Source organism: Curtobacterium flaccumfaciens (assembly GCF_013359815.1).
Lineage (GTDB): Bacteria > Actinomycetota > Actinomycetes > Actinomycetales > Microbacteriaceae > Curtobacterium > Curtobacterium flaccumfaciens.
In genome coordinates, this window is sequence record NZ_JABMCF010000039.1 from 145,235 (window position 1) to 162,786 (window position 17,552).

20 protein-coding genes, 1 tRNA gene and 2 pseudogenes are annotated in these 17,552 nt (G+C 69.1%); 14 read left to right on the plus strand and 9 right to left on the minus strand.

Annotated features, from left to right (window positions below; translation table 11 throughout):
- The first annotated feature begins 6 nt into the window (after positions 1-6).
- The 8 genes from HP445_RS12200 (at position 7) to HP445_RS12235 (ending at position 5,041) form a co-directional block, all read left to right on the plus strand.
- Complete coding sequence (locus tag HP445_RS12200) at positions 7-699, plus strand: TetR/AcrR family transcriptional regulator (RefSeq protein ID WP_128780234.1); 693 nt, start codon at positions 7-9, stop codon at positions 697-699.
- Positions 700-729: 30 nt separating this feature from the next.
- The gene (locus HP445_RS12205; protein WP_128780235.1) at positions 730-1,323 is read left to right on the plus strand and encodes a biotin transporter BioY; all 594 of its coding nucleotides are present in this window, start codon (positions 730-732) and stop codon (positions 1,321-1,323) included.
- Positions 1,324-1,408: 85 nt separating this feature from the next.
- Positions 1,409-1,990: a hypothetical protein gene (locus HP445_RS12210; RefSeq protein WP_128780236.1), complete on the plus strand. Its 582-nt coding sequence runs from the start codon at positions 1,409-1,411 to the stop codon at positions 1,988-1,990.
- Positions 1,987-2,517 (plus strand): DUF6611 family protein, encoded by a 531-nt coding sequence (locus HP445_RS12215; protein ID WP_128780237.1) that lies wholly within the window; start codon positions 1,987-1,989, stop codon positions 2,515-2,517. Before HP445_RS12210 ends, HP445_RS12215 begins: the two co-directional genes overlap by 4 nt.
- A gap of 49 nt (positions 2,518-2,566) precedes the next feature.
- A complete protein-coding gene (locus HP445_RS12220) occupies positions 2,567-2,908 on the plus strand; it encodes a hypothetical protein (RefSeq protein WP_071404752.1) in 342 nt (113 codons plus the stop codon).
- 104 nt (positions 2,909-3,012) lie between these two features.
- Positions 3,013-3,633 carry a TetR/AcrR family transcriptional regulator gene (locus HP445_RS12225; RefSeq protein WP_128780238.1) on the plus strand — a complete coding sequence of 207 codons (621 nt, stop codon included), beginning with the start codon at positions 3,013-3,015 and terminating at the stop codon, positions 3,631-3,633.
- Positions 3,634-3,659: 26 nt separating this feature from the next.
- Complete coding sequence (locus HP445_RS12230) at positions 3,660-4,373, plus strand: NADPH-dependent F420 reductase (RefSeq protein ID WP_128780239.1); 714 nt, start codon at positions 3,660-3,662, stop codon at positions 4,371-4,373.
- Between the two features lie 296 nt (positions 4,374-4,669).
- The gene (locus HP445_RS12235) at positions 4,670-5,041 is read left to right on the plus strand and encodes a hypothetical protein (protein ID WP_175330814.1); all 372 of its coding nucleotides are present in this window, start codon (positions 4,670-4,672) and stop codon (positions 5,039-5,041) included.
- Here HP445_RS12235 and HP445_RS12240 read toward each other — a convergent pair.
- Both HP445_RS12240 and HP445_RS12245 read right to left on the minus strand, forming a co-directional pair.
- Positions 5,001-5,282 (minus strand): annotated as a pseudogene (locus HP445_RS12240) (EamA family transporter); the annotation flags it as partial. The gene HP445_RS12235 and the pseudogene HP445_RS12240 sit on opposite strands and share 41 nt — an antisense overlap.
- A gap of 40 nt (positions 5,283-5,322) precedes the next feature.
- Positions 5,323-7,020, minus strand: a complete 1,698-nt coding sequence (locus tag HP445_RS12245) for an acid phosphatase (protein ID WP_128780241.1) — start codon at positions 7,018-7,020, stop codon at positions 5,323-5,325.
- 549 nt (positions 7,021-7,569) lie between these two features.
- Between HP445_RS12245 and HP445_RS12250 the strand changes: the two genes are divergently transcribed.
- Both HP445_RS12250 and HP445_RS12255 read left to right on the plus strand, forming a co-directional pair.
- Positions 7,570-7,902: a hypothetical protein gene (locus HP445_RS12250; protein WP_128780242.1), complete on the plus strand. Its 333-nt coding sequence runs from the start codon at positions 7,570-7,572 to the stop codon at positions 7,900-7,902.
- 56 nt (positions 7,903-7,958) lie between these two features.
- Positions 7,959-8,849: a hypothetical protein gene (locus tag HP445_RS12255; RefSeq protein ID WP_128780243.1), complete on the plus strand. Its 891-nt coding sequence runs from the start codon at positions 7,959-7,961 to the stop codon at positions 8,847-8,849.
- A 167-nt stretch (positions 8,850-9,016) separates the two neighbouring features.
- Here the strand turns inward: HP445_RS12255 and HP445_RS12260 are convergent, their stop codons facing one another.
- The 4 genes and pseudogenes from HP445_RS12260 to HP445_RS12270 all read right to left on the minus strand — a co-directional run bounded on the left by HP445_RS12260 (position 9,017) and on the right by HP445_RS12270 (position 12,097).
- Positions 9,017-9,784 (minus strand): GNAT family N-acetyltransferase, encoded by a 768-nt coding sequence (locus HP445_RS12260; RefSeq protein ID WP_128780244.1) that lies wholly within the window; start codon positions 9,782-9,784, stop codon positions 9,017-9,019.
- A 45-nt stretch (positions 9,785-9,829) separates the two neighbouring features.
- On the minus strand, positions 9,830-11,320 hold the full coding sequence (locus HP445_RS12265; protein ID WP_128780245.1) for a toll/interleukin-1 receptor domain-containing protein: 1,491 nt from the start codon (positions 11,318-11,320) through the stop codon (positions 9,830-9,832).
- A 268-nt stretch (positions 11,321-11,588) separates the two neighbouring features.
- Positions 11,589-11,711 (minus strand): annotated as a pseudogene (locus tag HP445_RS19310) (IS30 family transposase); the annotation flags it as partial.
- 296 nt (positions 11,712-12,007) lie between these two features.
- Positions 12,008-12,097 (minus strand) — tRNA-Ser (locus tag HP445_RS12270).
- Between the two features lie 143 nt (positions 12,098-12,240).
- On the opposite strand from HP445_RS12270, the gene HP445_RS12275 reads away from it, so the two are divergent.
- Both HP445_RS12275 and radA read left to right on the plus strand, forming a co-directional pair.
- Positions 12,241-13,248, plus strand: coding sequence for an SGNH/GDSL hydrolase family protein (locus tag HP445_RS12275; RefSeq protein WP_128780246.1), 1,008 nt, complete (start codon positions 12,241-12,243; stop codon positions 13,246-13,248).
- 10 nt (positions 13,249-13,258) lie between these two features.
- Entirely contained in the window at positions 13,259-14,620 is a 1,362-nt protein-coding gene (gene radA / locus HP445_RS12280; RefSeq protein WP_027467076.1) for a DNA repair protein RadA, read from the plus strand.
- Between the two features lie 4 nt (positions 14,621-14,624).
- On the opposite strand, the gene HP445_RS12285 is transcribed toward radA, so the two are convergent.
- Positions 14,625-15,008: an SseB family protein gene (locus HP445_RS12285; RefSeq protein ID WP_017887661.1), complete on the minus strand. Its 384-nt coding sequence runs from the start codon at positions 15,006-15,008 to the stop codon at positions 14,625-14,627.
- 280 nt (positions 15,009-15,288) lie between these two features.
- Here HP445_RS12285 and cspE point away from each other — a divergent pair, with 280 nt between their 5' ends.
- Complete coding sequence (cspE, locus tag HP445_RS12290; RefSeq protein WP_017887662.1) at positions 15,289-15,498, plus strand: transcription antiterminator/RNA stability regulator CspE; 210 nt, start codon at positions 15,289-15,291, stop codon at positions 15,496-15,498.
- A gap of 121 nt (positions 15,499-15,619) precedes the next feature.
- On the opposite strand, the gene HP445_RS12295 is transcribed toward cspE, so the two are convergent.
- Together HP445_RS12295 and HP445_RS12300 are read right to left on the minus strand one after the other, a co-directional pair.
- Positions 15,620-16,312, minus strand: coding sequence for a hypothetical protein (locus tag HP445_RS12295; protein WP_111024021.1), 693 nt, complete (start codon positions 16,310-16,312; stop codon positions 15,620-15,622).
- Between the two features lie 64 nt (positions 16,313-16,376).
- Positions 16,377-16,919 (minus strand): amino-acid N-acetyltransferase, encoded by a 543-nt coding sequence (locus HP445_RS12300; protein ID WP_071245253.1) that lies wholly within the window; start codon positions 16,917-16,919, stop codon positions 16,377-16,379.
- A 77-nt stretch (positions 16,920-16,996) separates the two neighbouring features.
- Here HP445_RS12300 and HP445_RS12305 point away from each other — a divergent pair, with 77 nt between their 5' ends.
- Positions 16,997-17,449 carry an SRPBCC family protein gene (locus HP445_RS12305; protein WP_128780247.1) on the plus strand — a complete coding sequence of 151 codons (453 nt, stop codon included), beginning with the start codon at positions 16,997-16,999 and terminating at the stop codon, positions 17,447-17,449.
- Positions 17,450-17,552: the final 103 nt, after the last annotated feature.

A 17,552-nucleotide genomic window follows, 5' to 3' on the forward strand; every position in this document is an offset into this window, starting at 1 on the left:
GGGGGCATGACCCCCGACGACCGGCCCGTGCGCCCCGGCCGACCGCGGGTCGTGCCGAACGCCGACTCCGCGCTGAGCCCGCGCGACCAGATCCTCGACGCCGCCGCCGCGCTGTTCGTCGAGAACGGCATCAGCGCGACCTCGACCCGGGCGATCGCCGAACGGGTCGGGATCCGGCAGGCCTCGCTGTACTACCACTTCGCCGGCAAGGACGACATGCTCGTCGAGCTGCTCACGACCTCGGTGCGCCCGAGCCTCGACCTGGTCCGCGGTCTCGAGCAGCTCGTGCCGGAGTCGGCCTCGGCAGCAGGGGCCCTCGCCGCGCTGGTCGTCGCCGACGTGGACACCCTCGCCCGCACGCCGCACAACATCGGCACGCTCTACCTGCTGCCCGAGGTGCAGGGTGAGCGCTACGACGGGTTCCGGGCCGAGCGCGTCGAACTGCAGGAGGCCTACGGGCGCCTCGGCTCGCGCGCCGCTACCCCGGACGTCGCCGCCGGTGTCGCGCCGTCGCGCCTCGGTGCGGTGCTCATCCAGATCACCGAGACCGTCATCCAGCTCCGCCGGTCCGGCCCCGTGCAGGACGCCGACCGCGATGCCCTCGTCGCGACCTGCCTGCGCGCCTGCGGCCTCGACACCGCCGCCGTGGAGGGGGCCCGGCGCGACGCCGAGTCCCTGCTGGCCGCCGTCGCGGTCTGACCCTCCCTCTCCCCTCTGCAAGGAGTCACCATGACCACGATCACCCTCGCCGCACACCGTCCGCTCGCCGATGCCCTGCTCCCCCGCACCGCCGTCGTCAGCACCGCCCTGGTCCTCGGCGGCGCGCTGCTGACCGCCGGTGCCGCGCAGGTGTCCGTGCCGATCTGGCCCGTCCCGATCACCGGGCAGACCCTGGCCGTGCTGCTCGTCGGCAGTGCCCTCGGTGCCCGTCGCGGTGCCCTGTCGATGCTCGTCTACGCGCTGCTCGGCGTCGTCGGGCTGCCGGTCTTCGCGGACGGTTCGGCCGGGGTCGGCGTGCTCGTCGGCCCCTCCGGCGGGTACATCGTCGGCTTCGTCGCCGCCGCGGCCCTGGTCGGTTGGGTCGCCGAACGCTTCGGCGACCGCCCGCTGCGGAACGCGCTGCTGTCCTTCGCCCTCGGCACCGTCGTCACCTTCGTCGCCGGGATGGCCTGGCTCGCGGTGGCACTCGGCCTCGACCTGCAGCAGACCCTGCAGTACGGGCTCTACCCGTTCGTCCTCGGTGGTGTGGTGAAGACCGTGATCGGCGCCGGCGTGATCTCGCTCGGGTGGACCGCGGCACTTCGCTCGGCCACCCGCCGGTGAGCGCTCCGTCAGGACTCCGGCGCCGGCCGTAGGGGTTCCGTCAGGAGGCCTTCCGCGCTGCTCGAGCGCGCGAGAGCGTGAGGTCGTGACACTGACTGCGATCATGCCGACGCTCCGCGCGTCGCTCCCCGATCCGATGGACCCGTTCCTCTGGCCGGCCCACACCGTCGCGACCACCGACGACCTGCTGGTCTCGGCGATCTCGATGGTCCGGCTCGCCGACCTCACCGGCACCCCGACCGTGCACACCGCCGAGCAGTCCCCGCCCCGGTACCGCCCGCGCGGCTGGGCGCCCCGCGACGTGAGCGTCGCCGTCGCGTCGGTCACCCGTGTGCGGCGGCCGCGCACCGGGGTGGTGCTCCTGGAACTGGACGCGGTCCTGCCGACCTGCGCCGTGCTCGACCAGGTGCGCCTGATCGGACGCCGGAGCACCGCTCCCCTCTCCCCGATGTACGTCGTCACCCGCTGTGACGGTCAGGCCGACGGTCCGTTCCACCGCCTCCCGGCTCCGTTGCCCGCCGACGTCCGCGAAGGCGACCTGGTCTGCTTCCCGTGCCTGGCGACCGTCCGGCACCGCGACGTCGTCGAGCCGGTCCGGGCGGAACTCGAGCCGGTCCGGGCGGAACTCGCGCCGGTGCGCACCGAACTCGCGCCGGCGGATCGATGACCGTCGCGCTGCCGGTCCGCACCCGGCTGCTCGACGGCACCCACCTGTGGGGCCGGTACACGATCCGCCCCGTCGGGCGGACGCTGTGGAGCTCGCGGACCCTCGTCGTGTTCCCGCCCGGCACGACCACCGGCGAGCGCCTGCTGCTGCGTGCCTGGCACGTCTGGCCGGCCGTCGGGGCGGTCGTCGCCCTCGCCGCCCTGGTGCTCGCCGTCTCGGTCCCCGCCGTCGGCACGACCACCGCGCTGCTCGTCTACGGCGGCGGCTTCGCGGTCCTCGCCCGCGCCACCCGCACGCTGCGACCGCGGGTGCGGTCCGTCACCGTGACGACGTTCCTGGGCGACGGCCGCCGCGAGGTCCACGGCGACGAACGCCTGCTCACCGGCTCCCTGGACGCGCTGTCGATCCTGGAGCAGGCGCTCCGGGCCGACCGCATCCGCCCCGTCGACTTCGAGCTGATCTGGGGCGACGTGTGGAACGCCCTGGAGTCCCCGGCCCCGGACCACCGCGTGCAGCGGTCATCCTGAAGCCGGTTCCCGCGCCGCCCGTTTGTATGGGTCCGGGAAGGAGTACGCGATGAAGCACATCCACTACGACGCCACCACGATCCTGGTCGGTGACGACGTCGCCGACGCCGTGATCGAGTACGCCGCGGCCCTCGCAGGCGGGGACCGAGCGGACACCGTCGACGTGCCCGCCGTCGCCGACGACGGGACGATGACCACCACGAAGATCCTCATCGGACCCTCGAGCGAGATCGTCATCGAGGACGCGGAAGAGGACGAACTCGAGATGGACAACGGGGAGTTCGTCGGACGGCTGCGCGCCGCCGCGAAGACCTTCGGGCACAGCGAGCCGATCCACGCGAACACGCGGTCGGACCTGGCGGACGCGGCGGAGGCTGCCGAGGAGTCCTGACGCCCGGGCGTCGCGCTTCCGCGACGAAACGGAGAGGGTCTCCTGTACTGTGGTTGTTCCGGAGAGCCTCTCCGGTACTCGACGCCACAGCCTGGAGGCCCGCCATGCCCGAGCAGACCGCTCCCGCCGGGCGCGCACCGCGTTCACTGCACTCGCCGCGTCCCGCGCGCGCTGACGCGCTGCGGAACCGGGACCACATCCTGCGGGTCGCGGAGCGGGCGTTCACCGAGCACGGCGTCACCGGCTCGCTCGACGCGATCGCCAAGCAGGCCGGCGTCGGCGCCGGCACCCTGTACCGGCACTTCCCCACGCGCGAGGCCCTGCTCGCCGAGCTCCTCGCCGCGCGCGACGAGCACCTGGTGGCCCGTCGCGAAGCCCTGCGCGACGGCTCCGTCGACGCCGCCGACGCCCTGCACGGCTGGCTCGACGCCGTCACCGAGTGGGCGGGCACGTTCGACGGACTGCCCGAACCGCTCCGTGCCGCCGCCTCGTCCGACTCGTCGCCGCTCGCCCTGACCTGCCAGGGGTTCATCACCACCACGGACGAGTTCCTCCGCGCCGCGCAGCGTTCCGGTCGTGCGCGTGCCGACGTCCGCGCGCGGGACCTGTTCCTCGCGGCGTTGGCGACCAGCTGGGTCCGGGGTGCCGCGATGGCCGACGACTCGTCGTCCGCCGCGCTCTCCGCCCTGTCGCGGCGGGGCTGGGAAGCCCCGCTTCTTCCTTGACGTCCACCTCCTTGAAAGGGCACCACATGAACCGCATCGGCATCATCGGCAGCGGCGCCATCGGCACCGCGATCGCACGCCTGGCCGTCGCCGCCGACCTCGACGTCCTCATCGCGAACTCGCGCGGCCCCGAGTCGCTGCAGGACCTCGTCGCCGAGCTCGGCCCGCGCGCCCAGGCCGGCACCGTGCGCCAGGCCGTCGAGTTCGGCGACGTGCCCGTCCTCGCGATCCCGCTCACCGCCTACCCGGCACTCGCCCCCGACCTCGACGCCTTCGCCGGGCGGACCGTGCTGTCGACGGGCAACTACTACCCCGGTCGCGACGGCCGGATCGAGCAGCTCGACACCCTCGCGACGACCACGGCGGAGTACGAGCAGACGCTCCTGCCCGGCACGCGGATCGTCAAGGCGTTCAACAACATCGTCGCGCACCACATCCCGAACCTCGCCGGCTCCACGCCCCGCACCGCACTGCCGATCGCGGGCGACGACGAGCAGGCCAAGGCCGTCGTCGCCGAGCTCGTGCAGCTGCTCGGGTTCGACACCGTGGACGCCGGCACCCTGGCCGACTCGTGGCGCTTCGAGCCGGAGTCCGGGGCGTACACGGGGATCTACGCGGCGAGTGCCGAGGGGTTCGCGGCGTACTACCTGGCGGATCGGGGAGCACCGTTGCCGGCGGAGCGGCTGCGGGACATACTGGCGGTGTCGCACCGGGCGGATGTGGCGAACCGGCAGTTCTGACGATCGCAGCTCCAGGGGGACACTTGCGACGACGAAACCATCAGCTCCTCACCGCAGCGGCGGGCGTGGTCTGCATCGCAGTGGTCACCGGGGTGTCCGCATGTGCCACGCCTGGGGCTGCCTCCGGGCCGGAGCCCGATGCGCTGAGCGCGGCGCGAGCGGAGACCATCCTCGACGCGAATGCCGACCAGGCGTGGCAGCTGGTCTCGTCACGCCATCCAGGGCTCGAGCGGCCGGCGGTCGGCCGCGTCCGGACCGTCTCGCACGCCGACTGGGCCCCGACGCAGGAACGCTGCATGAGCGCCGCGGGGTTCCCGCAGGCGAAGGCGATGCCCGACGCGAGCCTCGCCTCCGGGCAGGTCCCGGACGCACGGTCCGAGGCGTTCGCGGTCGCTGAGTACACGTGCGGGGCCGAGTACCCCATGGCCGCGAAGTACCAGACGGCCTTCAACGAGTCCCAGCTGGAGTGGCTCTACCGCTACTCCACGGGCGAGCTCACGAAGTGCCTGCAGGACCACGGCATCTCGGTGGAGCGTGGCCCGAGCGAGCAGGAGTTCGTCGACAGCGACGGGGCGTGGTCGCCGTACCGGTCGGTCGATCTGCCGCAGTCCCAGTACTACGAGCTCGTCACCGCCTGCCCGGAGATCCCGGACTCGATCTACGGCTGAGCGGCTCGGAAGAAGGCCCCCGAGACACCGCTCGTCCGAGCTGCCCGCCGAGAGAACCGAGGAGCGCGACGACGAAGCCGACGATCTGCAGCGCTGACAGCGCCTGGCCGAGGACGACCCACCCGAGCACCGCAGCGGTCAACGGGCTGAGGACGCCCAACAACGCCATCCGGGCTGACGGCAGCGCCCGTGCGCCTCGGAACCAGACGCTGTAGGCCAGGGCCCCACCGACCAGCGTGAGCCAGGCGTACGCACTCGGAGACGACCTGACGCGCTCCGCTTCAGGCGGCGCCGTGGCCCCGGCCGTGGCCGGGCTTCGTCGCGTTGGCGTTGACGAGGTGCAGTTCGTTGCCGTGGCGCTCCACCACGGGCTTGTACCCGGCGGGCAGGCCGGCGACGCGGACCCTGCTGAAGCTCGAACCCTTCGCGATCCGGTCCGCCGTGATCAGGACCAGGTCGTTCGCCACGGCCGCGCCCTTGGCGACGTGCACCCGCAGCGTTCCGCCGAACGACGCCGTGCCCTCGACGCGCAGGGCAGGACGGGGTCCGGAGACACTCAGCGACAGTGCGGCGTGCGAGCGCTGCGTCAGGTTGCCGCCGATGCGGATCACCCTCGTGCTGGCCTCGGCGAGCGTGCCGGAGACAGTGGTCACCGACCCCTTGCCCAGGGCAGCAGCGGAGTCCGCGATCAGCGTCCCACCGCGGACGACGGTACCGCCGGTGTAGCGGTTCGAGCCGGCGAGGGTGAGGGTGCCGGTCCCCCGCTTGGTCAGTGACCCGTTCCCGCCGATGTTGTTGCGCCAGGTGTCGGCGGCGTCGAGTCCCTTCTCGGCGGCGTCCATCGAGACCGTCACCGCGCTGTCGAAGGCTCCGTAGCCGGACGCTGCCGAGAAGAGGTCGAGTCGCCCCCACCCTTCCGCGTCGTCCAGCAGGGGGTAGCCCGACGGCAGCGCGGTCGTCCGGAGCACCTCCCGGATCTGGTCGTCGCTGAGGTACGGCAGGCGGGTCCGCAGGAGCGCCTCGGCACCCTTCGGCACCGTGGCCGGGATCGTCTTCGTGCCGGTCCGCGTGAACCCGTACGTCAGACGCCCGCGGTAGTCCTTCTTGTCCGCTGCGTAGTCCGCATACCGATCGACCGCGCTGGGGCTGGCAGCGGCGAGCACCTTCTCCGCCTGCTGGTGCGCCTGCTGCTCGAGCTGCGTGTTGGCCGGGTCGTCCAGGACGGCCGCTGCCAGCGCAGTCGCCAGGACCCGACCGCCCATGACGTCGAGCGGTGAGTGCATCCCCGCGACGATCCGACTGTTGCCGATCTCCGAGCCGTTGGCGAGGAGCTCGGTGTACTTCTCCGGGTACGCGTACGCGAACGCCAGAGAGGCCAGGTAGCCGGCGTTGGTGTGTCCGCTGGGGAACCCGCCGTCGGTGGCGGGCGTCGGGGACTCCTCGGGGACGAGCTGCGGCAGCACCTTGACGTCCTGGCTCTGCCGGTACGGCCGCGCGTACTGGTAGTACTTCTTCGCGTTGCTGGCCGAGGAGTAGTCGCCACGCAGCGTGTTCACCAGCTGGACGACGTCGCCGAGTTCCGAATCGGTGTCCGCCCACGACCCCTTCGCGTTGCCCTGGTCGACGTACTGCTTCGTCGTGGCATCCGCCGGAATCTCGTCGGGGATCGTCGTGCCGGCGTTCGTCGCGGTCCGCACCGCGTCGGACAGGTCACCGAACCCCGCGATGGCCGAGTAGCTCTGGTTCCGTCGGTCGATCAGGTACGCCTCGTGCCCCTGCGCATCCGTGCGGGTCTGCGTGGTCCGCGCTGCCTGCGCGATGTTCGAGTCCAGGATCCGCTGCGCTGCGGCACTGGTTGCGACCCCGTTGTCCCACGACGATCCCGGGCTCCACAGGTTGCCGAACTGCGACAGCACCCCGGTCGCGGCGTTCGTCTCCGGCGTCGTGGCGGCAGGGGTGTTCGTCTTGTAGGTGTCCACGAAGTACCCGTAGGCCCCTGGACGCGGCGCGGTCCGCGATGTCGCCGCGGACGCTCCCGCCGGAGCGATCAAGGACACGGCGCACGCCACCGCCAGGACCCCCAGCACCGTGCGGGCCCGACGTCTCGGAACAGCGATCAGGATCCGGCGCATGGCGTTCTCTCCACTCGGGGCGTGGTCACACGACTCGGTGACACAGAGCAGAAGCGTGGCGCAGCCCCGTGAACCGGAAGTGGCAGGTGCGTGAACCGCCGCCGTACTCGCTGCTGTTGCTCACCACGGACGCCGCCGGGTGCAACAGCGACGCCGCGAAACCGGGGCCTTCGCCTCCCCCGTCTGGCCGGTCACGTGCCTGGGACGGCTGACGAGACGGACTGGAGGCGCGGTGCGGGCTGGCACCGCGCCTCCAGTCCGTCGGTCGACCCGTCACGGGCGGGAGGGGCGGGGGTACCCGATCCCGCCCCTCCCGCCCGTCGATCAGCCCGCGCCGTGCGGCGCAGGGTGTCGCGCGCCAGGACGGCGAAGTCGCGCAGGAGGTCGAGTTCCACGGTGCCCGCATCGCGTGGAGCGGGGTCGAACACGCAGACCGCACCGACGCGGGTGCCGTCCAGGTCCTCCAACGCCGACGGCCACGCAGACGACCAGAGCACCGCCCGGGCCCGCGCCGTCGACGGCCTCGAGCTCGCCGCGGGTACGACGTCGTGCCGACGAACACGCAGAGCTCATCCGCGGCACGGGAACATCACCGTCCGCGCAGTCGCCCGGTCGACCGAGATCCGACCGCACGAAGCGTCCGGACCGAACTACGCCGCCGCCCTGAAGGCCTACCTGGAGTCGATCTCCGACGGGTGGATCAGCCTCGGCACCACCGTCGACGCCTGACGCCGCCGACAATTGCACTTGAACCAACGACCATCGAGAGGTGCGAGGATCGCTTCATGCCCATCAGACGCACGCCGGAGGAGATTGCACGTCAGGGGCCCGCGCTCCTCGCCCGACTGGGGCGGGCACTGACCGCCGTCGAGGCCCGGGAACTGGGCGCCAGTGAGGAACTTGCAACAGTTCTCCGCATTCTGATCGACTCGACAAACCCGGGCAACCGGGGCATGGCACGGTTGGCCACTGCCGCTCAAGTCCAGCTACCTGACGTGCTCGTGTCGGAAGAGCCAGCCGGGATAGCTGCCGCCCCTCGGGGCCTCGTTTTCTCATTCGGGAACCTCCCCGCGAGTGAAGTGGCGGCACCGGGGCAGGGTCAGGCTCCACGATGGATGCCGTTCACCGCTTGGGTAGAAGCCGTGTCGGTTGTCGCACCCAGTTCCCAGAAGCGGCGGCAATCCTGGAGCCAATTCGTGACCCTGATGGCGAATACAGGGGGAGCTCACCTCAGCACCGAGTATCACGACTTCCTCGTCACAAACGATCTGTTTAGCACAATCGACATGCCGCTGCAGGACTACTTTCTGCGGCAGGTTGGCTGGCAGGTCGAGCACGCTCTCGCTCGAGTCGTCGCACAGTCCGGTCATCCCGTCCTGCCGCGCACCCGCCAGTTGGAACTCCTCCCACGTGTGCCGACATGGATGGAGTTCCGGGACAAGCCTGGCGAAGCGCTCGAAATGGCTGTAGTTGTACATGTTTCGGACGATGTTGTCGGTGAAGTAGAGGTCATGCGCTTCAGCGGCCGGGGCCGCGTGCACCGCATTCTGCACAACGGCGGCAGACCAAACATTGATCTGCAGGCCCGGCTCGTGATTGACGATCCGACGACTGGTCGCACGTATCAGCAAGATGCGGAGGAAGGGTCAGTGATCCCCGACTGGTACGGCAAGTAGCACGAGGCGCTCATCACTCCCCAGCTCCTCGAGCAGCAGCTCCACGAGAGCTACAACCCCGACATGCCTTCCCGTGCATGGGTCGAGGTCGCCCTGCTCACTATCGGGGCCTCTCAATAGCCGATCCGCTAGTAGGTGCCAATCAGCGCACCCAAGGCCTCGTTGGGTTAGGAGTTCCGGCTGCGTCGCCCCATGTTCTCGAAGAAGCGAAGCACCGACTCAGGCGGCGTGCCCATTCGAGCCATATCGATCATGGAATTTGTCTCGTCGTCCAGGTCGCGTGAGTCGATCTCACCCGATTCGACAAAGGCCAGCAGGGTGGTTGCAGCGTCGAAGGTCGGCCGCCCGGAGACCACCGGGAAACCGAACGTGGTGCGGATAGCTCGCGGTCGTAGCACCTTCGACGCCATCAACGGGTAGCCAAGTTCCGGATCCGCGACATCGGCACGAAGATGAGCCTGGAAGGGGACCCATGCAAATCCGTGCTGAGGGGACAGCACTTCCCACCCGATAGATCGATAGAAATCTGCCGAGGCCTCTGGAATATGCGCCACAAGCGCGTTCTGGCGAGCACTGGTCGCTCGCGCAGTAATCTCGGCTATCAAAGCCGAAGCGATTCCTTGACGTCGGTGTTCCGAATCAACAGCGACGTATTGCAGCACCATGTCGGATGGGTCCAACTCACCGGTGCCAGGGAAGGACCATGGCGCCGCCATCGCGAAGCCGACAACCTTACCGTCGCCTTCCGCGACGATCGTGAATGACCTCACCGGGGCGGCAAGGTGCTCCGTGAGCGTCAACGTGGAAAGCTCCGGATCTGCGAACAGGTAGCCGGCATGAGTCTGTCTTGCGACGGCGGGGAAGTACGTGCGTTCGAGCTGCAACAGCTCCGCCGCATCAGTGGGGACGCCGAAGCGGAGAGACCATGAACTCATAATCTGAGCATACGCCAGCTTTCGGCTTCGAGTCGATGATCGAGGTCAGAGTCGTCGGCGCTGGGACTCTTTGAAGTCCACGCTGAAATCAGCTACCGCTTCAAGGGCCCGATCGAGGTCGCCGCCGAACAATCCCACCTGCAGCGGCCGCCACGCTTCTCCGGCAGACCGGATCACGCTTTCGAGCTCGTCGACGACGTCTTGCCGGCTGTGGCGATCGATCCACGTGTATCGCCCTAGCCACGCTGAGTTCTGCCGCCACGTGCTGTCGCTATGGGAGATGAGGTCCTGCGAGAGCACTCCGAGGAAGAGCTCGGCGTCGTTGAAACCGCGCTCGTACTCTGATCCGGTCGCAAACTGGTCGCTCAGGGCCGGTCGCAAGAGTTCCAATAGCCAGTCACTCACGGGCGTGTACTTCCTCGGGATGCTGCCATTTCCGATTCCCGTAGCGAGAGCGGCCGAGTCCTGGTCTGTGCCGATGCGCCGGGATAGGAGGTTCGGGAGGAAGTCCGAGTTGTCGAACGGCGTCCATGGGCCGAGCACGTTCAACAGCGCGTCTGGACGCCCGTTACTGGCGTCGATCTGCAACGTGGTTAGGTCGCGAACCACGTCCCACCGCCCAGCGGCGTGCGCCGCGATCGCGGCGGTCGTGAACAAGCACAGCGCTGGCAATGAGCGCAGCGCGATCAAATTGGACCGACCAGAAGCCAGCGCAGCGGCTTCCGCTGTGAGCGTGCGGAGCGCGCTGCCCCACGCGGTGAAGCCGTCACTGTTAGACCATCTCGCGGCGACTTGAGCCGACCAACACAAGGGTTCGACGAGCGCGACGAGGTCATCAGCGCGGCGCACCAGGAGCTGAATCTGCTCGCCCTCCGTAGCCCCGGTGGTACTCAGCGGCATGACTGAAGGGTCATTGATCGCACTCACGATGCGTCGAGTCTCTTGCAACACCAGATCATCAAGCTCGATCCGCTTGCTCGAGTCGTGCAACATCTCCTTGGTCGCACGACGCATCAGGAGCGGCCGCTGCTCAGCTGCGGCGCCAGCGACTGCTTCCGCTGACTGTGCGGCACTCGTGCCAGTAATGCCGAGCACAGAACTCATTCGCATCACGAGGGCCGCCGCCTCAGCTGCATAGTCTTCCCCGAACAAGCTGGTGTAGTTCAGGTCGCCCAACGTCCGGCCGCCGCCGAGATCCCAATCCGGGATTTCGACCTCATCCAGCCGGGCAGGGATCAACCAAGTCGCGCCTGGCGGACGCATGCGGAACTCTTCGGTGGCGAGCGTGAGCTCCTCATTCATGTACGACTTCGGCTTCGCCACCGACGTCGTTGAGAAGCACGCAAGGAACACCAAGGACTCAGACCGGATCGCATCGCGGATCTTTGTCTTCCACGCATCCCCCGGTGCCAGTGCACGACGATCACGCCAATACGGCACTCCAGCGCGGTCCAGTACCCGGCAGAGCGCCTCCACTGCAGGGGTGTCTTCCTTGACGTACGAGATGAAGACATGCTTGGGATCGCCGGTGACCATACGCTGATTGTATGTGACCTCGACTCATGAAGTCGCGGAAGTGGATACCTAGGTCCCAGTGCTTTGAGGAGTCCTCCCAGTGCCCGTTGGCCGATCGGCTATCGGACACGTGCGGCCGTTTCTGGAGCCCGCCAGGATCCAGAGTTCTCAGTGTCTCAATAGACCCGCCCGGCGATGTGCCCGGTGACGATTCGGCGGATTCTGATGGTCGACGCAACAGATGGTCGATTTAGGACTGGTTTCAGGGTAGCTGGAGGGCAGTGATGCGGCTGCTGCTGTGGAGGGCAAGGTTCGTGCCCTTGGGGAAGTACTGCCGGAGGAGCCCGGTGAAGTTCTCGTTCGCGCCGGGCTGCCATGGGCTGGAACGGTCGGCGAAGAACACGGGGACGCCGGTCGTGGCAGCGAGTTGACGATACCGGTGCACCAGGCGCAAGCGGGGAGACAGCGCGGCACGGGGAGGCGCGCGAAGGCAAAGCCGCCGAATCGAGCCTCTAGGCCACACCGCAGCAGACTCATGGTTCGTGGCTGGCACCATGTCCAACGAATCGACCGATCTGCAGCCGAGTCCGGCAGTTGCTCACCGAACCTCGCGGTTGACCCGTTACCGCTCGGTTACTGGCACGTGCACGATTGCAAACGAAAGAGCCCCAGATCCCTGTTGTGACGGGGATCTGGGGCTCTTTGCGTTGGCGGTACCGGTGGGATTTGAACCCACGGTGGAGTTGCCCCCACACATGTTTTCGAGACATGATCCTTCGGCCGCTCGGACACGGTACCGGGAAAGAGTTTACACGATCTGGGAGGCCCGTGATGACACCCCGGGCCGGGTCGCCCTCCACAGGGGGTCGCCTGCAGGGCTCTCCCCACACCCACAGGTCCTCCTCGTCTCCGGCAAGACCGGCGGGCGTACCGTCCACGGCATGAGATCCCGCACGCTCATCGCACTCCTCACCTCCGTCGTCGGCAGCCTCGGCGTCGTCGGTGCCGCAGCCGTCGGTGCCCGCGCCGGTGTGAAGGGCCAACGGGCAGCGGCGCAGCGGGTCGTCGACATGCTCCCGATCCACGCCGACTGGTGGCGCGAACGACAGCAGCACGAGGGGCAGCTGCTCTACGTGGCGATCGGTGACTCGGCAGCGCAGGGCGTCGGTGCGACCGCACCTGGCCGCGGTTACGTGGGGCTGCTCGCACGGCGCATCCGGCACCGTTCCCACATGTCGGTACGGGTGGTGAACCTCAGCGTCTCCGGCTCGACCACGTGGGGCGCGAAGCGTGACCAGCTGCCGAAGCTCCGGCACTACGCGCCCGACGTCTGCACGGTGTCGATCGGGGCGAACGACATCGCCGACTTCGACCCGGACAAGTTCGAGCGCAACATCCGGGCGATCTACGGCGCGGTGCCCTCGCACGCCGTGGTGGCCGAGCTGCCGTGCATGTTCGTGCCGGACCGGGAGCGCAAGGTGGCGGTGGCGAACGAGATCGTGCACCGGGTGGCCGACGAGTTCGGGCTGACGGTGGCGCCGCTGCACACGATCACGAAGCGCGTCGGGGTCCGCCGCACCTTCTTCAACAGCTACGGCGACCTGTTCCACCCGAACGACCGCGGCTACGAGGTCTGGGCGAGCGCCTTCGAGCCCGCGGTCGACGCGCGGGTCGACACGGTGGCGGCGATCCGGCACTACCTGTCCGTGCGCGAGGCAGAGAACCTCGGCCGCGAAGCCGGGGCGGTGGCGAACGCCCGCGCCGAGCAGGACACCGACGGCGCCGAAGCGCTCGACCACGCCTCGCGCCAGGGTCCGGGGCCGGTCGAGCGCCTGCGCCACCGGATGACCGGGTCGATCCCGGTGCCCGACGAACGAGACCGGTCGGACGAACCAAGCGGACCAGACGAGCCGGGCGACCACGCCGGTGATGTCGGCCGTACGGCCTAGCCTCGACGACATGGCGCGCCCGCAGTCCCTCTACCGTTGCACCGAGTGCGGCTGGACCAGCATCAAGTGGGTCGGCCGGTGCGGTGAGTGCCAGACCTGGGGAACCGTCGAGGACAGCTCCGCGGCGTCAGCGAGCACCCGGGGCACGTCAGCGGTCGCCGTCACCGGTGCCCGCGCCGCGCGACCGATCACCGAAGCCCGCGGCACCTCCGTGCAGCGCTGGCAGACCGGCATCGGCGAGTTCGACCGTGTCCTCGGCGGCGGCGTTGTGCCGGGCGCGGCGGTCCTGCTGAGCGGCGAGCCCGGTGTCGGCAAGTCGACCCTGCTGCTCGAGGTCGCCTCCCGAGCCGCAGCCTCGGGCAAGCGCGTCCTCTACGTCAGCGCCGAAGAGTCCGTCGACCAGGTCCGACTCCGTGCCGAACGCACCGGTGCGATGCACGACGACCTGTACCTGGCGAGCGAGGTCGACCTCGGCGTGATCATCGGCCAGATCGACCAGGTCCAGCCCGACCTGCTCATCGCCGACTCCGTGCAGACCATCTCGTCGAGCTCGATCGACGGCATCGCGGGTGGCACGTCCCAGGTGCGCGAGGTCGCCTCGACCCTGATCCGCATCGCGAAGGACCGCGCCCTGCCCGTCCTCATCGTCGGCCACGTCACGAAGGACGGCACGATCGCCGGCCCGCGGCTCCTGGAGCACCTGGTCGACGTGGTCTGCCACTTCGAGGGCGACCGGCAGACGGCACTGCGCTTCGTCCGGGCGCTCAAGAACCGCTTCGGCCCCACCGACGAGGTCGGGTGCTTCGACATGGGCGGCGACGGCATCCACGAGGTCCCCGACCCGAGCGGCCTCTTCATGTCGAAGAACGCCACCCCGGTGTCCGGCACCTGCGTCACCGTCGCACTCGAGGGGCGTCGGGCGCTGCCGGTCGAGGTGCAGGCCCTCATCGTCCCGAGCTCAGCGCCACAGCCACGCCGGGTCGTGAACGGTGTCGATGCCTCCCGTGTCGCGATGCTGCTGGCGGTGCTCGAACGCCGCGCCGGCCTCAAGCTGTCCGACGCCGACGTCTACGTGTCCACGGTGGGCGGCATGAAGCTCACGGAGCCCGGCGCCGACCTGGCGATCGCACTGGCCCTCGCGAGCGCCGCACGAGACCGTCCGTACCCGCACACGCTCGCGGCCGTCGGGGAGATCAGCCTCGCCGGCGAGATCCGTCCGGCCACGGGCACGAAGCAGCGCGTGAACGAGGCCACCCGCCTCGGGTTCACGACCGTGCTCGGCTCGGACTCCGGGCACCTGCGCGAGGCCCTGCGTGTGGCGTTCTCGATGACGCAGTCACCGCGCGAACGCGAGCTCGACCGCGCGTTCTGAGGCGCTACGCGCGCAAAGCGGCCAGCAGGTCCGCCGGCGCGGCCTGCATCGTGTGCGGGCCGGCGATGTCGAAGAACACGCCCTCGAGCATGTCGAGGTGGGCAGCCAGGAACTCCTCGAGCCGCGGCCCGTCGTAGACCATGACCTGCCGGATCTTCTCGTCCGGCACCATCGCCGTGTAGGCGTCCGCCGACGAGAACAGCAGCAGGATGCGCTTGTCCGACCCCTCACGGCCGAACACCCGCACCTGCATGTCCTTCTTGCCGGTGACGAGTCGGGGGACGATCACGATGTCGTGGCGGAGCGCGAACGCCACCGCAGCGACGTCCTGCTTCGCGAGGGCTTCCTCGAGCTGTTCGCTCCGGAAGCGCTGTTCCTTGTCTGCCATCAGCTCAATTCCACCAGATTTTCGTCGTTCCGTGACGCACGGGTAGCCAGTCGGCCCAGAGCACGCTAGCCTGATGGAACCGCTTCGGCGGCGCTCAACGTCCGGGCGAGGTGGTTTGCCCCTCAACCCGGGCCCCAGGGTCACTGGCCGACAGGCCTGGCCCCGAACCCGTCCCGCCGGCACCTGCCCGCGTGGCGCATCACCCCCGTCGACGTACGTCGGGGTCTCCGTCGGTGCATCTGCACCTTGGCGGAAGCAAGAAAGCTAAGGAAACGCCATCATGGCATCTACCGGTACCGTCAAGTGGTTCAACAACGAAAAGGGCTTCGGCTTCATCGCCCCGGACGACGGCAGCGCTGACGTCTTCGCGCACTTCTCTGCGATTGCTGGCAACGGCTACAAGTCGCTCGAGGAGAACCAGAAGGTGGAGTTCGACATCACCGAGGGCCGCAAGGGCCCGCAGGCGGAGAACATCACCGTCCTCGGCTGATCACATCAGCTTGAACAGGCCCCGTCGTCTTCGGACGACGGGGCCTGTTGCTGTTTCCGGCACCTCTGCTCGGCACAGCCCAGCCGTAGCGGATCGGAACCGCGAACCGCGCACCCGCCGCCTACTGCAGGATGAACTGCACCGAGCTCTTCGACTCGAGGTTCCCGACGGCGACCTGCAGGTGGTAGCTCGCGCCTCCCGCGGTGACCGCCGGCCGTGACGAGTCGCACGTCGACGTGGACGAGCGGGTGCGGTCCCAGGCGATCGCCGGTGTCGTGAGCGTCTGACCCGACTTGATCGTGACGTCCTGGTTCGTGCCGCCGGTCTGGCAGTCCTTCGACGACCAGTACTGCTCCTGGCCCGAGCTGATGGTCAGCACCTGCTGCGCCGATCCGAGGTCCAGGTGGCAGGAGTTCGTGCCGGAGTTCTTGATCGACATCGCGATCTTCGGGTCCTCGGTGGGGCCGTAGGCCGACTTGTCGAGCACCGGGGTCAGGACGATCTGGTCCTTCGTGCAGGTCGAACCGTCGGCAGCTGCGGGCTTCGACGCAGAAGCCGAGGCGGAAGCCGACGGCTTCGGCGCAGCAGACCGCGAGGACCCGGAACCGGACCCAGAACCGGCAGACGATGCATCGGCACCAGACCCGGCAGACGCCGACGCACTCGGCGCCGCCGAGGTGGCCCCGCTCCCCCGCCCGACGACGATGAGCACCACGACCAGGACGACGACCAGCAGCGCCCCGAGCACGAGCGCCCGGCGGCGCCAGTAGACGACCGGCTTCTCGGGCCCGACGGGGTGACGCAACGACGACATGCGCACAGGGTAGACAACGGTGCGGGCCGCACACGGCCACCCCGCCGGGCGGCACGAGAAAGCGTCAGAGGTTCTTCAGCATGCGGGTGTTGCCGAGGGTGTTCGGCTTGACCCGGGCGAGGTCGAGGAACTCCGCGACCCCTTCGTCCGACGAGCGGACCAGTTCGGCGTAGACGTCCGGTGAGACGACGCTCTCGCCGATCTCCAGGTACCCGTGCTTCGCGAAGAAGTCGACCTCGAAGGTCAGGCAGAAGATCCGGGCGACGCCGAGTTCACGGGCGTCGTGCTCGAGCGCCTCGAGCATCCGGTGGCCGACGCGCTTGTGGATCCACTGCTCGTCGAGGGCGAGCGTGCGCACCTCGGCGATGTCGTCCCAGAACACCGCGAGCGCGCCGCACCCGATGGGCGTGCCGTCGGGCCCCTCGGCGATCCGGAACTGCTGGATCGAGCCGTACAGGGCGACGTTCTCCTTGCCGAGCAGGATGCGCCGGTCGACGTAGGGGGCGATGAGCCGCTGGATGTGCGGGACGTCCGAGGCGAGCGCCGGACGCACGAGGATCCCGTGGTCGTCGCGCTCGTGGAACGCGTGCTTGCCGTGCTCTGTCATCCGCCTCACACTACCGGGGTCGCAGGGGGACAGCGCTGCTGAGTGCCGCCCAGGTCGATCGGCCTACCGTCCGGTGCATGCCTCAGATCATCGAAACCGTCGACGTCAACGTCCCCGTCCGCCAGGCCTACGACCAGTGGACCCGTTTCGAGGAGTTCCCGCACTTCCTCGACGAGGTCGAGAAGATCGTCCAGGTGGACGACAAGACCACCGACTGGACCGTGAAGATCGCCGGCCAGGAGCGCGAGTTCCGGGCCCTCATCACGGAGCAGCACCCCGACGAGCGTGTCGCCTGGACCGTGAAGGACGGCGAGACCGACCACGCCGGCGTCGTCACCTTCCACAAGCTCTCCGACGCCGAGACCCGTGTCACCGTGCAGATCGACTGGGAGCCCTCCGGCATCCTCGAGAAGCTCGGCTCCGCCGTGGGCGTCGGCGGCCACGCCGTCAAGAAGGACCTGCAGAACTACAAGGAGCGCGTCGAGAACGCACCGACCCAGTCGGGCTGGCGCGGCGACGTGCAGGCGTAGTCCGCACCACACGACGGACGGGAGGCGCGGTGCCAGCTGGCACCGCGCCTCCCGTTCGTTCGTCCCCCGTTCGGCATCCCCCCATCGAAATGCCGACCTGACG

Bases quoted from the DNA above. Each gene is read 5' to 3' on its own strand.
- HP445_RS12200 (WP_128780234.1), top strand. From the start codon at position 7: ATGACCCCCGACGACCGGCCCGTGCGCCCCGGCCGACCGCGGGTCGTG.
- HP445_RS12205 (WP_128780235.1), top strand. From the start codon at position 730: ATGACCACGATCACCCTCGCCGCACACCGTCCGCTCGCCGATGCCCTG.
- HP445_RS12215 (WP_128780237.1), top strand. From the start codon at position 1,987: ATGACCGTCGCGCTGCCGGTCCGCACCCGGCTGCTCGACGGCACCCAC.
- HP445_RS12220 (WP_071404752.1), top strand. From the start codon at position 2,567: ATGAAGCACATCCACTACGACGCCACCACGATCCTGGTCGGTGACGAC.
- HP445_RS12225 (WP_128780238.1), top strand. From the start codon at position 3,013: ATGCCCGAGCAGACCGCTCCCGCCGGGCGCGCACCGCGTTCACTGCAC.
- HP445_RS12230 (WP_128780239.1), top strand. From the start codon at position 3,660: ATGAACCGCATCGGCATCATCGGCAGCGGCGCCATCGGCACCGCGATC.
- HP445_RS12235 (WP_175330814.1), top strand. From the start codon at position 4,670: ATGAGCGCCGCGGGGTTCCCGCAGGCGAAGGCGATGCCCGACGCGAGC.
- HP445_RS12255 (WP_128780243.1), top strand. From the start codon at position 7,959: ATGCCCATCAGACGCACGCCGGAGGAGATTGCACGTCAGGGGCCCGCG.
- HP445_RS12260 (WP_128780244.1), bottom strand. From the start codon at position 9,784: ATGAGTTCATGGTCTCTCCGCTTCGGCGTCCCCACTGATGCGGCGGAG.
- HP445_RS12265 (WP_128780245.1), bottom strand. From the start codon at position 11,320: ATGGTCACCGGCGATCCCAAGCATGTCTTCATCTCGTACGTCAAGGAA.
- HP445_RS12275 (WP_128780246.1), top strand. From the start codon at position 12,241: ATGAGATCCCGCACGCTCATCGCACTCCTCACCTCCGTCGTCGGCAGC.
- radA (WP_027467076.1), top strand. From the start codon at position 13,259: ATGGCGCGCCCGCAGTCCCTCTACCGTTGCACCGAGTGCGGCTGGACC.
- HP445_RS12285 (WP_017887661.1), bottom strand. From the start codon at position 15,008: ATGGCAGACAAGGAACAGCGCTTCCGGAGCGAACAGCTCGAGGAAGCC.
- cspE (WP_017887662.1), top strand. From the start codon at position 15,289: ATGGCATCTACCGGTACCGTCAAGTGGTTCAACAACGAAAAGGGCTTC.
- HP445_RS12295 (WP_111024021.1), bottom strand. From the start codon at position 16,312: ATGTCGTCGTTGCGTCACCCCGTCGGGCCCGAGAAGCCGGTCGTCTAC.
- HP445_RS12300 (WP_071245253.1), bottom strand. From the start codon at position 16,919: ATGACAGAGCACGGCAAGCACGCGTTCCACGAGCGCGACGACCACGGG.
- HP445_RS12305 (WP_128780247.1), top strand. From the start codon at position 16,997: ATGCCTCAGATCATCGAAACCGTCGACGTCAACGTCCCCGTCCGCCAG.